Annotated in this window: 11 protein-coding genes and 1 pseudogene; 4 read left to right on the top strand and 8 right to left on the bottom strand. The window is 70.4% G+C overall.

Annotated elements, in window-relative coordinates:
• Positions 1 to 9: 9 nt before the first annotated feature.
• From AAFF41_RS18100 to AAFF41_RS18080, 5 genes are all read right to left on the bottom strand, one after another.
• Positions 10 to 1,350, bottom strand: a complete 1,341-nt coding sequence (locus tag AAFF41_RS18100) for an LLM class flavin-dependent oxidoreductase (RefSeq protein ID WP_319744328.1) — start codon at positions 1,348 to 1,350, stop codon at positions 10 to 12.
• Positions 1,347 to 2,084 (bottom strand): ABC transporter ATP-binding protein, encoded by a 738-nt coding sequence (locus tag AAFF41_RS18095; protein WP_319744326.1) that lies wholly within the window; start codon positions 2,082 to 2,084, stop codon positions 1,347 to 1,349. Before AAFF41_RS18095 ends, AAFF41_RS18100 begins: the two co-directional genes overlap by 4 nt.
• Positions 2,060 to 2,911 carry an ABC transporter permease gene (locus AAFF41_RS18090; protein ID WP_388405079.1) on the bottom strand — a complete coding sequence of 284 codons (852 nt, stop codon included), beginning with the start codon at positions 2,909 to 2,911 and terminating at the stop codon, positions 2,060 to 2,062. Before AAFF41_RS18090 ends, AAFF41_RS18095 begins: the two co-directional genes overlap by 25 nt.
• A gap of 5 nt (positions 2,912 to 2,916) precedes the next feature.
• Positions 2,917 to 4,002 (bottom strand): ABC transporter substrate-binding protein, encoded by a 1,086-nt coding sequence (locus AAFF41_RS18085; RefSeq protein WP_343324223.1) that lies wholly within the window; start codon positions 4,000 to 4,002, stop codon positions 2,917 to 2,919.
• Positions 4,003 to 4,362: 360 nt separating this feature from the next.
• Positions 4,363 to 5,568, bottom strand: a complete 1,206-nt coding sequence (locus AAFF41_RS18080) for an ROK family transcriptional regulator (RefSeq protein ID WP_343324222.1) — start codon at positions 5,566 to 5,568, stop codon at positions 4,363 to 4,365.
• A gap of 510 nt (positions 5,569 to 6,078) precedes the next feature.
• On the opposite strand from AAFF41_RS18080, the gene AAFF41_RS18075 reads away from it, so the two are divergent.
• The gene (locus AAFF41_RS18075; RefSeq protein ID WP_319744317.1) at positions 6,079 to 6,669 is read left to right on the top strand and encodes a biotin transporter BioY; all 591 of its coding nucleotides are present in this window, start codon (positions 6,079 to 6,081) and stop codon (positions 6,667 to 6,669) included.
• Positions 6,670 to 6,896: 227 nt separating this feature from the next.
• On the opposite strand, the pseudogene AAFF41_RS18070 reads toward AAFF41_RS18075, so the two are convergent.
• Positions 6,897 to 7,621, bottom strand: a pseudogene (locus tag AAFF41_RS18070) (LPXTG cell wall anchor domain-containing protein).
• 231 nt (positions 7,622 to 7,852) lie between these two features.
• Here AAFF41_RS18070 and AAFF41_RS18065 point away from each other — a divergent pair.
• Complete coding sequence (locus tag AAFF41_RS18065) at positions 7,853 to 9,955, top strand: serine/threonine-protein kinase (protein WP_343324221.1); 2,103 nt, start codon at positions 7,853 to 7,855, stop codon at positions 9,953 to 9,955.
• 76 nt (positions 9,956 to 10,031) lie between these two features.
• Here AAFF41_RS18065 and AAFF41_RS18060 read toward each other — a convergent pair whose 3' ends face one another.
• Positions 10,032 to 11,525, bottom strand: a complete 1,494-nt coding sequence (locus AAFF41_RS18060; RefSeq protein ID WP_319744310.1) for an amino acid permease — start codon at positions 11,523 to 11,525, stop codon at positions 10,032 to 10,034.
• 238 nt (positions 11,526 to 11,763) lie between these two features.
• Between AAFF41_RS18060 and AAFF41_RS18055 the strand changes: the two genes are divergently transcribed.
• A complete protein-coding gene (locus AAFF41_RS18055) occupies positions 11,764 to 12,252 on the top strand; it encodes a ribose-5-phosphate isomerase (protein WP_319744308.1) in 489 nt (162 codons plus the stop codon).
• A gap of 514 nt (positions 12,253 to 12,766) precedes the next feature.
• Positions 12,767 to 13,576: an Fpg/Nei family DNA glycosylase gene (locus AAFF41_RS18050; protein WP_319744306.1), complete on the top strand. Its 810-nt coding sequence runs from the start codon at positions 12,767 to 12,769 to the stop codon at positions 13,574 to 13,576.
• Positions 13,577 to 13,601: 25 nt separating this feature from the next.
• Here AAFF41_RS18050 and AAFF41_RS18045 read toward each other — a convergent pair whose 3' ends face one another.
• Positions 13,602 to 14,831 carry a GNAT family N-acetyltransferase gene (locus tag AAFF41_RS18045; RefSeq protein ID WP_319744305.1) on the bottom strand — a complete coding sequence of 410 codons (1,230 nt, stop codon included), beginning with the start codon at positions 14,829 to 14,831 and terminating at the stop codon, positions 13,602 to 13,604.
• Between the last annotated feature and the right edge of the window lie 126 nt (positions 14,832 to 14,957).

The raw sequence follows: 14,957 nt of genomic DNA, 5'->3' as shown, positions 1-14,957 counted from the left end.
GTCGTCCTTTCAGGCCGTGGCGAGTGCGGGAGTGAGGTACTGGTTGGCGGGGCGGGGGAGGCCGTAGCGCTCCCGGAGGGTCCGGCGCGGTCCGTACTCCGTGCGGAGCAGGCCGCGGGCGCGCAGGATCGGGACGACGTGGTCGACGAACAGACCGAGGCCGGAGGGAAGTACGGCGGGCATGATGTTGAAGCCGTCGGCGGCGCCGCGCGTGAACCACTCCTCGATCGCGTCGGCGACCTGCTCCGGCGTGCCGGCGAAGGTGAGGTGCCCGCGCCCGCCGCCGAGCCGCCCGATCAGCTGCCGCACGGTGAGCCGTTCGCGGCGGGCGAGTTCGACGACGAGGGTGTAGCGGCTCTTGGCGCCCTCGATGACGTCCTCGGGAGGCAGGTCCGCGGGCAGCTGGGCGTCCAACTCCAGGGTTCCGGACTCCAGCTGCAGCAGGTGCTCCAGACGTTCCACGCCGTGCGTGTACACGAGGTGGTCCTCCAGGACCTGCTCGTTCGCCCGCGCCTCGGCCTGCGTCGAGCCGAGCACCGGGACGATGCCGGGCAGCACCTTGATGTGCTCGGGGTCCCGGCCGGCCGCCGCCGTACGGGACTTGAGGTCCGCGTAGAAGGCCTGGGCGTCGGCGAGGGTCTGCTGCGCGGTGAACACCGCCTCCGCGTAGCGCGCCGCGAACGTCTTGCCGTCCTCGCTCGACCCCGCCTGCACGAGCAGTGGGTAACCCTGTGGTGAGCGGGGCACGTTGAGGGCGCCCTCGACACGGAAGTACGTGCCCTGGTGGCGCGGCGGGTGGATCTTGGCGTCGTCGCCCCACACACCGGCCGCCTTGTCGGCGACGATCGCGTCGTCCTCCCAGCTGTCCCAGAGCTTGAGCGAGACGTCCAGGAACTCGGCGGCGCGCGCGTACCGTTCGGCGTGCGCGGGCTCGGCGTCGAGGCCGAAGTTGCGAGCGGCCTCCGCACCAGCCGTCGTGACGATGTTCCAGCCCGCCCGACCGCCGCTGATGATGTCGAGAGAGGCGAACTTGCGGGCCAGGTTGTAGGGGGAGTTGTAGGACGTGGACGCCGTGGCGATCAGGCCGATGTGCTCGGTGACCGTCGCCAGTGCGGTGAGCAGGGTGAGCGGTTCCAGGGCGCCGGCCGGGCGTTGGGCCAGGTTGCTCCACAGCTGCGGTCCGTCGGCCAGGAAGAGGGAGTCGAAGGTGCCGCGTTCGGCGATCCGGGCCAGCTCGACGTAGTGGGCGAGGGCGACATGGGCGTACGGGTCGCTCTCCGGCAGCCGCCACGATGCCTCGTGATGGCCGGTGTTCATCAAAAACGCGTTGAGGTGGAGTCGGCGGGTCATGCGGGGTCCTCCGTCACACCGAGGGCGGCAAGGAGGCGCTCCCGGTATTCACCCAGGACCGGCTCCCGGTAGGAGCGCGGATGGGGGCGGTCGATGGTCAGGTCGAGGCCGATCCGGCCCCGGTCGAGCACCAGGACGCGGTCGGCGAGCACGATCGCCTCGTCCACGTCGTGGGTGACGAGCAGCACGGAGGGCCGGTGGCGCTCCCACAGCTCGCGCAGCAGGACGTGCATCCGGATCCGGGTCAGCGCGTCCAGCGCGCCGAACGGCTCGTCGGCCAGCAGGAGTTCGGGCTCACGGACGAGCGAGCGGGCCAGGGCGGCGCGCTGGGCCTCGCCGCCGGACAACTCGTTGGGCCACGCCCGTTCGCGGTCTTTCAGGCCCACCTCGGCGAGTGCTTCGCGGCCCTTGTCGGCCGCTTCCTTGCCGTTCGTGCCGAGCAGCACGTTGTCGAGGACCCGCCGCCAGGGCAGCAGCCGGGAGTCCTGGAAGACGACCGACACCCGCTCCGGGGCCGTGAGCCGGCCGCTTCCGGCGACCTCGTGGTCCAGGCCCGCGATGGCCCGCAGCAGCGTGCTCTTGCCGGAACCGCTGTGCCCGAGCAGGGCCGTGAACTGTCCGGCGGGCAGGTCGAGGTCGATGCCGTCGAGGACGGTACGGCCCTCGAACGACCGTGTGAGGCCTCGTAGGCGGACGGCCGGGGCGGCGGTCAGCTGCTGAGTGTGCGGCGCCATGACAGCACCCTCCGTTCGGCGAGACGGACCGCGCTGTCGGAGACCAGGCCGAAGACGCCGTAGATCAGCAGGCCGACCAGGATGACGTCCGACTGGCCGTAGTTCTGGGCCTGGAACATCATGTAGCCGAGGCCGCTGGTGGCGTTGATCTGCTCCAGGACCACCAGGCTCAGCCAGGAGCCGGTCACCCCGAGGCGCAGTCCGACGAAGAAGCCGGGCAACGCGCCGGGGATGACGATCTGGCGGACGAACTGGAGCCTCGACAGGCCCTGGACCTCGGCGAGTTCGACGTAACGGTGGTCGATGCCGGACAGCGCGGCGTGCAGGTTGAGATAGATCGGGATGTAGACGACGATCGCGATGATGGCGATCTTGAAGGTCTCGCCGATGCCCAGCCAGAGAATGAACAGCGGGATGAGGCCCAGGGTCGGGATCGCCCGGTTGAGCTGCACGGTCCCGTCGATGAGCGCCTCGCCGATCCGGCTGAGCCCGGCCGCCAGCGCGAGGACCACACCGGCGGTCAGGCCCAGCGCGAAGCCGTATCCCGCGCGTTCCAGGGAGGTGCGGACGTCGGTGGGGAGCGTGCCGTCCGTCCACAGGTGGCCGGCGGTCTTCAGGACCGTCCAGGGCGCCGGGATCGCGCCCGGGTCCAGCCGTCCGGCGGCGGAGGCGGCCGCCCACAGGACGAGGAAGAGGGCGGGGCCGATGAGCCGGGAGGCGGGCAGGCGCTTGCCGGGAGCGAGGCCGCGGCGCCGCCTGCGCCGTACGGCAGGCGTGTCCTCGGCGGCGGGCACCGACTCGGTGGTCGTGGCCGTGGTTGTCGTCATGGCCGTCACTTCCGGTACTCCGCCGGGACGGCCTTCGCCGCGATGCCCTCGAAGCGCCGGTCGAAGAGCGAGCCGACCTTGAACGCCTTCACGAATCCGCCCGCGGCCAGCAGATCGGCGGTCTCCTGCTCCCACTTCACCGCCTCGTCCCAGCTCGGCGGGAACAGCGGCTTGTTGGCGAGCTCGGTGATCGACCGGGCCTGCGCGAGCGTGAGGTTCTGCGTCTTGACGTAGAACTCCTCGTTCCAGGCGTCCGGGTGTTCGTACGCCCACACCTGCCCCTGCGCCCAGCGCGGGATGTACGCGGCGACGGCCGCCGCCTTCGCCGGGTCGGCCAGCACGGAGGTGGGCGCCCACAGCAGGTTGAGCAGGTCGACCACGTCGGTGGTGACAGCGCGGGCGCCCTTCGACTCGTACTGCTTGAGGTACGCCGGTGCCTGGCTGTTGGCGAGCGGGGCGATGTCGACCTGGCCCGACTGCAGGGCCGTGAAGAACTGGTTGCTGGTCAGCGGGACCAGCTTCACCTCGTCGTAGGCGAGCCCGGCCTCCTTCAACGCCCTGAGCAGGACGACGCCCTGGGCCTGCCCCTGGGAGAACGCCAGCTTCTTGCCCTTGAAGTCCGCGACGGTGTGGATGTCGCTGCCGGGCTTGGTCGCGAAGAGGTAGTTGGGCTTGCGGGTGATGTCGATCGCGACGATCTTGGCGTCATAGCCCTGGTAGTGCGCCTGGATCGGCGGGATGCCCGCGTTGTTGGCGACGTCGAGGGACTTGGCGCGGAAGGCGTTGATGACATCGGGTCCGGCTCCGATGTTCACCCAGCTGGAAATGGTGAACGGCAGGTCGGTGAGGCCCGCGAGCTCGAACTGGAGCTGCTGGACGTTCTGGTACGAGGCGATCTTGAGGCTCGTACCGGAGGGGACCCTGGCGGACAGCGGGGCGGACAGGGACCGCTTGGACGTGCTGTCGGCGGCACTGGCCCCCGCACAACCGCTCAGTCCGGCCGCGGCGGCCACGCCGAGCAGGGAGGAGAGGAACAGCCGCCGGTCCACACCGGGCGCGAAAGGGGACGACGAAGGAGACAGTGGTGGCATGGGAGGACTCCGGGGATCCAAGTGGCGGAAATGCGCGCGGAATTCCGGGCAGGGGGAATTCACCAGGGGAAGGAGGTGAAAGAAGTGACATACGCGCGCACGAGGAGAGGGGAGGCGCACGCCGAGGGCGCGGCAGAAGAAACCGGGGATCGTCTACGCGTCTACGCGTCGATGCGTCAACGCGTCAGCAGGTCAAGGCGCCGACGCGGCAGTGACCCGGCGTCAGCAACAACGCGTGCGTGCGACCCGCATAAGGTCGACGACGCGGCACTTGGTCAGCGGAACCTGCACCCGCGAGCTGCTCATGAGGAGGATGCTCCTGTCCTCGTACGACCGCTGTCAACATTCCGAGTTTCTGAATTAATTCGTCCCCGGTGACAGGCTCAGCGGATCCCGGTACACCACGTCGAGTGCCACCGATCCACCCGCCACGGCGAGCACGGATTCCGGGAAACTGGTCGGCAGGACGGAAGCCGCCCGGTCCGCACCCACCTCCGCGCGCAGCGCCGCGAGGCAGTCCTCCCGATGCACGGTCCCGACCTCCGCGACGACGACCGTGTCCGGGTTCAGCACGTCCAGCAGCAGCCGGGCCGCCCGCCCGACGGTCCGTGCCCGCTCCAGCAGCAGACGTACGGCGACGGGGTCGCCGTCGGCCGCGGCGCCGACCACGTGCATCGGGTCGGCGGTGGTGATGACCCCCGCCTCCCGCGCCCGCCGGCACAGCGTCCGCTCGCTCAACTCGGCCTGAAGGCAGCCGGTCCGGCCGCAGTCGCACCGCTCCGAGCCGCCCGGCAACGGCAGATGGGCGATCGCCCCGGCCTGGGAGCGGGGACCGCGGTGCACCTCGTCGTGGGTGGCGAAGGCGGCGTCCACCACGTTGCCGACGAACAGGTGCAGCACGCTGAGGCTGCCGCGCGCCCGCCCGAACAGCCGCTCTCCGTTGACCAACGCCCGCGCGTGCCCGTCCACATGGACCGCCAGACCGGTCCGCGTGCCGAGCGCGCCCCGGACGTCGACGTCACGCCAGCCGAGCAGCGCGTGCTCCACGATCGTCCCGGAGTCGCGGTCCACCCAGCCGCCTGCCGCGACGCCGATGCCGAGGGGGGTGCGGCCGGGGTGGTCGGTGAGCAGGGTGGCCAGCCCGGCGGCGGCGTTCGCGAGTACGCGGTCGGGCTCCGCGCCGTCGTCGTGGGCGAGCCGTCGCTCCATGACGACCCGGCCGCGCAGGTCGAGCAGGGCGACGGTGGTGTACGGGACGGCCACGTGGACCCCGCCGACCACGAACCGGGAGTCGTCCAGATGGATGGGGAGGTGGGGACGTCCGACGCCGTTCGACTGCCGGGGCGTCGGAGCCTCCCGTATCAGGCCGAGCGCGGTGAACCGGGCGCAGTAGTCGGTCACCGAGGCAGGGGAGAGGCCGGTCAGCCGGGCGACGGTGCTGCGGGCGACCGGGCCGTGCTCCAGGACGGAGCGCAGGATGGCGCTGGCGCTGGTGCGGCGGCGGTCGTCGGCGGTGGCGCGGTGGAGTGTCGTGGGCGGGGCGGGGGTCAGGGAGGTACGAGGCATGGCGCTTCCTGGGGAGCGTGTCCGAAACGGTCGCGTCTCGGCGAGCCGGATGCGCTCCGCCCGCCCTACCCGTGGCGACAGGTGGCGGTGCCCTGGCGTCGCAGGTCGACATAGCGACGCGACGCGAAGTTCTCAGCCTGGGCAACCATGCCCTGAAGGGTAGGTCCTACCCTCTATTCCGGCCAGAGGAGCCGTCTCTCGACCGTCGGTCGGCCCGAGCTCTCAGGGGCGCGGGGAACAGCGCGACCGGCCCCCACCCGCCCGCGGCCGAACGAAGACGACCAGAGGGGCGAGTTGGCGGGACCCTACAGGCCGCGTTCGAACCTTCCCGTTGACAAAACCATCCCACCTCAGTGACCAGCATCACGTCCCGATAGGTGTACGTGGCCCCCTTTGTAAGGGCTCCACCAAGTCCCGGATCCCCGCTTTGTCGATCGCACACGGTGATCCACCCGCCCCCCTGGGATAGCGTCACCGTGTCCCGCCCCCCCGTCACACGCCGGAGTCCCCATGAGCACCGTTGCCGCCACCCCCCGCCAAGGCATCCGCCCCGGCGAGGTCCTCGCCGACCTGCTCCCGGCCTCCCGCGTCAGGGACATCACCCTCGTACTCGGCGGAGCCGCCCTCACCGGCCTCGCCGCCCAGATCTCCCTGCCCGTACCGGGCTCTCCGGTCCCGGTGACCGGCCAGACGTTCGCCGCCCTCCTCGTCGGCACGGCCCTCGGCGCGGGCCGCGGCTTCCTCTCGCTCGCGCTCTATGCCCTCGTCGGCATGGCCGGCATGCCGTGGTTCGCCGACGGCGGCTCCGGCACCGCCGCCCCGTCCCTCGGCTACATCCTCGGCATGATGGTGGCCTCCGCTGCCGTGGGCGCCCTCGCCCGCCGCGGCGCCGACCGCTCGTTCCTGCGCACCGCGGGCACGATGCTGCTGGGCGAGGCGATCATCTACGCGGTCGGCCTCCCGTACCTGGCCGCCGCCACCGGCATGTCGCTGAGCGCGACCCTCGCGGCGGGGTTCACCCCGTTCCTGATCGGCGACGCCCTGAAGGCGGCGCTGGCGATGGGCGTCCTGCCGACCGCCTGGAAGTTCCTCAACCGCTGAGGTCGCAGTCCCCTGGGAAGAGGTTCGCAGTCCCCTCGCAAGAGGCTCGCCGGGTCGTACTCCGACTCCGACCCGGCGAGCCTCTTCCGCGTTCCGGGCCCGTACAGCCCCGCCGCACTGTCCCCGCAGGACGTGTGCGTGCGTGGAAGCAGAAGCAGAAGCAGAAGCAGAAGCAGAAGCAGAAGGCGGGCCGGGACGCCGCGCACACGGCGTCCCGGCCCGCCCGGTCACGACTGCGGCTGACGGCGGGGCCGCCGCTGGGCCCACCACACTCCCGCCGCCCCGACGGAGACGAGCGCCGCTCCCGCCACGCCGAGCGGCAGCAGGTCACTGCCGGCGCCGGTCTTGGGCAACTGGTCGCCGCCGGGTGTCACCGGCTTGTTCTCGGTGTCGAGCAGCAGCGGAGTGGCCGGAGCGTTCGGCGACGGGTTCGTCGTACCGAACGGCACCGGACCCTGCTGCCAGAACGTCTTCTTTCCGTCGCTGTCCTGCACCGGCAGGCAGATCTTTCCGGTCTTGCTCAGATCGAAGGTCGCGGCGACGGCGTACGACTGCGACTTTCCGGCCGCGAGATGGCCGATATCGCACACGAATCCACTGTTCGAACCCTTGGGCAGATCCTTGTCCGCCATGGCGGAACAGCCCTTGACGCTCTTGACCTGTAGGCCGTCGAATCCGACCACCAAAAGCCGGATCTTTCCGCTGTCCTTGGTTCCCTCATTCTTCACCGTGGCGGTCAGCGCCGTTTCGTGCGAGCTGTTGTCCACCGAGATCTTCTCCGGCAGCAGCGTGGTCAGCCGCACCCCGGCCGGCGCCGGGTCCATGGCTTTTCCCCCTTGCTGCTCCCCGGTCCCTGGTCGTCCGCGACGGCGGTGAAGGAAAGGATCATCACGGCCGAGAAAGATGCCGTGAGCAGCGATCCCGCGATGGTCGTCGTGTGACGAGAACTCATGTTCGCCCCCCTTGGCTGCGCCTGAATTCGCAGTACTTGAAGAGGTACCACAAGATTTCTCCGCACTATGCTGGTACGGCATGAAGTGTGACCATTGTGTTTCTGTTGTGGCGGACGATTGTGGCGGGTGTTGAGGGGGTGCAGGGGATTGACGGGGAATGCGAGTGGCGGTGTTCCGGGATTATTGGTGACGGGTCGATATCGACTGGCCGAGAGTATTGGCCAGGGGGAATGGGAAGGGTGTGGCGAGCCACCGACGAAATGCTCGACCGGCAGGTCGCCGTCAAGGAAATGCGGATCGACGGACTCGACCCGGAGGACACCCGAACCCGCCGCGAACGCACCCTGCGCGAAGCCAGGGCCACGGCTCGGATCGACCATCCCAATGTCGTGCGCATCTACGACGTCGTGGACCAGGGCGAGCGGCTGTGGATCGTCATGGAACTCGTCGCCGGCCGCTCCCTCGAACAACTCGTGATCGAGGACGGACCGCTCGACCCGCCCACCGCGGCCCGTATCGGGCTCGAACTGGTCGCGGCCCTGCGCCAGGTGCACGCCGGGGGAGTGCTCCACCGGGACATCAAGCCGGGCAACGTCCTGGTCGAACGGCGCGGACACCGTGTCGTCCTCACCGACTTCGGCATCGCCGCGCTCCAGGACGCGGAGGCGCTCACCATGGTCGGGATGCTGGTCGGCTCCCCGGACTACATGGCACCCGAGCGTGTCTCCGGACGCCCCCAGGGCCCGCCGTCCGACGTCTGGTCGCTGGGAGCGACGCTCTGTGCGGCCCTCGGCCGCCGCTCCCCGTTCTCCCGTTCGACCACCCTGGCGACGTTGCACGCGGTCCTTTACGAGGAGCCCGAACTTCCGTCCACGGCCGGTGAGCTGGGGGAGATTCTGGCCGCCCTGCTGGAGAAGGAGCCGTCGACCCGACCGGGTCTGCCGGAGCTCGAGACGGCGTTGCGCCCGATCGCGTTCCCCCGACCGGAGGGGACCGAGTCTTCGGAAACGGGGCTCGTACCCCAACCAGCGGCGGAATCACCGGAATCACCGGAAGTGGCAGAGACACGGGAACGATCGGAGGCGTCAGAGGCACGGGAGATACCCGAGGCGTCGGAGGCTTCCGAGAGGTCGGAGGCTTCCGGGACGTCGGGGGCGTCCGAGACGTCAGAGGTGGGAGGGACGGCCGAGGCTCCGGATGCACTGGGGATGCCGGAGACACCGGAACCCACGCCGCCCCCGGTCCCCCCGTTCCACCAGGAGTCGCCCACGCGCGCGCTCCTGGACGTGAGTCTCATACGCGCGGCGCAACACCTCCCGCCCCAGCGGGCCCCCGAACCGACCCCCGAACCAGCTTCCGAGCCGGACCCCATACAGGACGCCATCCCGGAGCACGCCCCCACACCCGATCCAACCCCCGACCCCTCACCCCCACCCCCACCCGCGCCCGACCCCGAACCCCCACCCCCACCCGCGCCCGCCCCTGCCCCCTCACCCCCACCCCCACCCACACCCGCCCTCGCCCCCGAACCAGCCCCCGAGCCCAGCGCACCCCCGCCGCTTCCCGAACCCCCCTCCCTCGCCACGCACACCACGGTCTCCCGCGTGGTGGTCATGCCGCCGGGCGAACTTCCCGGCCCCGCCGTGCCCTCCGTCCCACGGCGGGGCCGGCGCCGGATGGGCCTGGCCGCCGCCGGTGGCGTGCTGATCGTGGGAACCGTCGTCGGGCTCGTCATGACGCAGACGGGCGGCTCCTCCCACGACACGTCCGGCGCGTCCACTTCGACCTCGACCTCGACCTCGACCTCGCCATCGGCGTCGTCGACGTCGCCGAACTCCGCGCAGACCTCATCCACCACCGACCCCTCCTCCCCACCCCCCACCGTCGACGGCACGTCACGCCCGCCGAGCCTGCCTGCCGGCGCCCGGAAGGAGGCCGGACTGTACGCGTGGGTGCCGCCGCAGGGCTGGCAGCGGGTGGCGCAGAGTGGTTCCGAGGTGCACTACACCTCGCCCGACCGCGCGCAGGAGATCGTGGCCAACGCGACCCCGGCCCGGGGTGACCTGCTCGCGCAGTGGGAGCAGGCGGAGGTGGGCACCAGCAAGGGCCTGAACTACCACCGGATCCGTCTGGAGCGCACCACGTTCCGCGGCGCGTCCGCGGTCGTCTGGGAGTACACCGTCACGGCCCGGGGCCGGCTCTGGCACGTCCGACTGCTCGGCTTCCGCTCCGGCGGCACGTCGTACGAGATCAGCACCTGGTACCACCCCGACATCGAGGCGACCGCGCTCCCCGTCTACGACGCGGTCAAGAAGAGCTTCACGCCGCTGTGAACGGGGAGGGGCCCGGCGGCAACTGCCGCCGGGCCCCTCCCCGTTACCGATTCCGCCGGAATCCGCGTCCGCGTGCTCAGGCCTCCGACGCGGCGTCGACCGGCTCCTTGGCGCCCACCGGCGCGCCGACGCCCGCGGGCTCGGTCGCAGCGGAGCCGCCGAGCTTCTGCTTCACGAAGGCGATCACGAGCACGATCGCGGCGACGAGCAGCGACAGCAGTACGGTCTCGCGTCCGTCGTGTTCCGTGTCGGTCAGCATGTAGCCGAGGACGAAGACGATCAGCGCGGCCGTCGCCCAGGTCAGGTAGGGGTACAGCCACATCTTCACGACCAGCTTCTCCGGCGCCTCGCGCTGGATGATCTTCCGCATCCGCAGCTGCGAGAAGCAGATGACCAGCCAGACGAACAGGGCGACCGCGCCGGAGGAGTTGACGAGGAAGAGGAAGACCGAGTCCGGGAACTTGTAGTTGAAGAAGACGGCGACGAAGCCGAAGACGACCGAGACGACGATCGCGGCCATCGGCACACCGCGCGAGGTGGTCTTCGCGAACACCTTGGGCGCGTCGCCGCGCTCGCCGAGCGAGAACGCCATCCGTGAGGCCGTGTAGAGCCCGGAGTTCAGGCAGGACAGCACGGAGGTCAGCACGATGAAGTTCATGATCTCACCGGCGTGCGCGATGCCGAGGGAGTCGAGGGCGGCGACGTAGGAGCCCTTGTCCTTGATGGAGGGGTCGTTCCACGGCAGCAGGGACACGACGACGAGGATCGAGCCCAGGTAGAAGACGCCGATGCGCCAGATGATGCTGTTGGTGGACTTGGTGACGGCCCGCTGCGGGTCCTCGGACTCACCGGCGGCGAGGGTCGCGATCTCGCTGCCCATGAAGGAGAAGACGACCAGGAGCACACCGGTGAGGATGGCGCCGGGCCCGTGCGGCAGGAAGCCGCCGTGCTGGGTCAGATTCCCCAGGCCGGCCTTCGGGGCGTCGACACCCGGCAGCACGCCGAAGATCGCGAGGCCGCCGACGATGATGAACGCGCCGATCGCCACGACCTTGATCCCGGCGAACCAGAACTCGAACTCGCCGTACGAGCCGACGGAGACCAGGTTGGTCGCGGTGAGCACGATCATCACGATGAGCGCCCAGCCCCACTGCGGTACTCCGGGCATCCACCCTTCGAGGATCTTGGCTCCCGCGGTCGCCTCGACGGCCAGCACGACCACCCAGAAGAACCAGTACAGCCAGCCGATCGAGAAACCGGCCCAGCGCCCGAGTGCGCGGTCCGCGTGCGCGGAGAACGAACCGGAGGTGGGGTTCGCGGCGGACATCTCGCCCAGCATCCGCATCACCAGCACCACGAGCGTGCCGACGAGGGCGTAGGAGAGGAGGATTCCGGGGCCCGCGGTGGCGATACCGGAGCTGGAGCCCACGAAGAGGCCGGCTCCGATGACGCCACCAATGGCGATCATGGTCAGATGACGGTTCTTGAGTCCTGCCTGGAGGCCCGAACCGGGTTCTCCGGGGCCTCCGGGGCCGCTTGCGGCCTTTGTGGGGGTCGGCTGCGAGGTCATGAGGGGGATTCCTTTGCGCCGGGTGAGCAGATTCCCGTACGAGCGGTGTACGGACCCGAACGGGCCCTTGTAGGGACCCTGTAACGAGCCGGTCCAGTGAATCGGAGGCAAAGGGATTCGTGAACCTTTGAATCCAGATCGTTACTTGAGGTTTCCTTGAGGTTTGTAGTGTTGCTCACAGTTTTCGCTGGCGACACCCGGCGACGCCGATCCGAAACGGCCGTGTCACACTCGGACCATGCGCGTGTATCTCGGCTCCGATCATGCCGGTTTCGAACTCAAGAACCACCTCGTCGAGTGGCTCAAGGCCGCCGGGCACGAGCCCGTCGACTGCGGGCCCCTCATCTACGACGCCCAGGACGACTACCCGCCGTTCTGCCTCCGCGCGGCGGAGCGTACGGCGGCCGATCCCGAGGCCCTCGGCATCGTGATCGGCGGCTCCGGCAACGGGGAGCAGATCGCGGCGAACAAGGTGGACGGGGTTCGTGCCGCGCTCGCCTGGAGCGAGGAGACTGCGTCGCTGGGGCGGCAGCACAACGACGCCAACGTGGTGGCGGTGGGTGCGCGGATGCACTCCGAGGAGGAGGCGACGAAGTTCGTGGAGGTCTTCCTCTCCACGCCCTTCTCCGGTGACGAGCGCCACGTTCGCCGCATCGACATGCTCTCGGCCTACGAAAAGACCGGCGACCTCCCGCCCGTCCCGCCCCACCACCCCCAGCAGGTCTGAGCCTTCGACCGCGGATGGGCAGGGGTTGCTCGCGCACCGGGCTCCGCCCCGGATCCCCGGCCGCGTGGAGTTCTTCGGCCGCGGGTGGGTGGGGCTGGTCGCGCAGTTCCCCGCGCCCCTAGGAGATCGGGGCTGCGCCCCGGATCCCTGGCCCGGTGTCGTTCTTCGGCCGCCGGCCGGTGGGGGCTGGTCGCGCAGTTCCCCGCGTCCCTGAAAGCTCTCACCCCGGCCCGCACTTCCAGCCTGTCCCATGTTTGAGGACGAGGCCGTTCAGGCCGATGCGGGAGGTCCGGGGCGGATGCCCGCAGGGGTTCGGGGGCGGCAGCCCCCGGTGGGGTGCAGCGGCGGAGCCTCGCAGCGTCCAGGGACGGAGCCTCGCAGGGTTCGGGGGCGTAACCCCCGGTGGGGTTGAAGGGGCGGAGCCCCTGGGGATGGGACGGGTAGGGGCGGCGGGGGCGAAACACCCCCCGAGCCGTCGACGCCGTAGAAGACACTGCCGCACGAGGAGGACCCCGTGCCCGAGGGGCACACGATTCACCGGCTGGCCGAGGACTACGAGGCCAGGTTCGCAGGCGGGCCCACCCGCGTCACCAGCCCCCAGGGCAAGTTCACCGACGCCGCCGCCCTCCTCGACGGCACCCCCCTCGAACACGCCGACGCCCACGGCAAACACCTCTTCCTCGCCTTCCGCACCGCCGACTGGATCCACATCCACCTCGGCCTCTTCGGCAAGGTGACCTTCGGCGACGCCCCCGCCCCACCCCCCACCGACACGGTCCGCCTCCGCCTCGCGAACGCCACGTCGTACGTCGACCTCCGAGGCCCCACCACCTGCGCCCTGATCACGGACGACGAGAAGCAGGCGATACACGCCCGCCTCGGCCCGGACCCCCTCCGCGCCGACGCGGACCCGTCGGCGGCGTACCACCGCGTCTCCCGCAGCCGTACGACGATCGCCGCCCTCCTCATGGACCAGAAGATCATCGCGGGCGTCGGGAACGTCTACCGCGCAGAAGTCCTCTTCCGACACGGCATCGATCCGTACCGCACGGGGAAGGACATCACCCCGGCGCAGTGGGACGCGATCTGGACGGACCTGGCGGCACTCATGCGCGAGGGCGTCCGCAACAACCGCATCGACACCGTCCGCCCGGAACACACCCCGGAGGTCATGGGCCGCCCACCGCGCGTGGACGACCACGGCGGCGAGGTGTACGTGTACCGCAGGGCCGACCTGCCCTGCCACATCTGTGGCGGCGAGATCCGCACCGCCGATCTCGCCGCCCGCAACCTCTTCTGGTGCCCGACCTGCCAGAACGGCTGAACCAGGGTCGCTCTCCCCGGGGGGGCTAGAACCCGTGCGGCAACCAGGGCGCGACCGCCGACGAGAAGCCCACCGAGGCCTCCGCGAGCGCGCCCTGCCGCAACTCCCGCACCCGCCCCGCCGCCGCGAGCGAGACCAGGGACACCCCGCCGAGATACGCCGCCCCCAACTCCCGTACGGACAGCGCGAGATCAGCGGCGTCCGACGTACGCACACAGGTCGCGCCCTTGGTGTCCCCGGTGAGTCGCCAACGCCCCTCGTTCCAGGGACAGAACACGTCCTCCACCTCGAACACCACGTCCACCGGCGCCTGATACGTCCGCGCCTCCAGCGCGGCACCGACGTCCACGAGCCGCACGTGCAGCGCGTCCCGCATCCGCACCGCGCAGCGGCGGATGTCGGACACCATGTGCTGCCACGCCTCGTCGACGGGGCGACCGAGGGCGTGCAGCGTGGACGTCAGGTCGATCTCGAAGAGGAACCGCCACAGCGCCGCGTGCGTCGCCGGGTCGAGCGCCTCCAGTTGGTCGAGGCGGACGGTGAAGCCGGCCCCGCGGTGGTCGCCGTCCCGCTTGATCCGGTACCGGGCGTAGCCCACGACCTCGTCGTCCCGCTCGGCGACCACGCACTGCAACGGCGACGCCCCGTCCCGCTCGCTCTCCGGGTCGAGCAGCATCGCCCGGTCCCAGCCGGGCCGCCGCGCCAGCATCCCGGGCCGGCCCGGCACCGACCGCGCGTACACCGCCTCGCAGGCGTCGAGTACGTCGGCAGGCGCGGCGTACCGCAGACGTACGTCATCGGTGCCGGGCGGGACGGACAGACGTACTCGGGTCGTGTCGATCTCGACGTTGTACTGGTGGGTCGCGACGCCGTAGCCGAACCGGCCGTAGATCACCGGCTCCGACGCGGTCAGTACGGCCAGCGGTTCGCCCCATGAGCGGATGTCGTCCAACTGCCGCCGCATCATCGACCTCAGCAGCCCGCGCCGCCGGTGGGTGGCCGCGACGCTCACCATCGTGATGCCCGCGGCCGGTACGGAAGTGCCGCCGGGGACGGTGACCCGGAACGAGAACGCCCCCGCGGTGCCCACACACTGGTCGCCGTCCCAGATCCCCAGGAAACGGTCGTACTCTGTGAGCGCCTTCATCACCTCGCGCTCCTCGGACGACTCCGGTACGCCCCCGAACGCGCGGACCAGGTTGTCGTACCACGTGTCCCACTCGGGCTGCCGCAACACCCGCAAGTCAGTCGTCATACGCCATGCCTACCAGGGCAATGCGGTACGAGCGAGGGAATTTCCCCCACCTCCGAAGGCACCGTTCACTGTGATGTTGAGCGCTCGGACGGGGGACAAGTGGGACCTCCCGTGCCAAGCACCTGG

Origin of the sequence: Streptomyces mirabilis (assembly GCF_039503195.1) — a bacterium.
Taxonomy (GTDB): Bacteria; Actinomycetota; Actinomycetes; order Streptomycetales; family Streptomycetaceae; genus Streptomyces; species Streptomyces mirabilis_D.
Note: the sequence above shows the minus strand (reverse complement) of the source record. Positions and strands in the feature narration are given on the sequence as shown.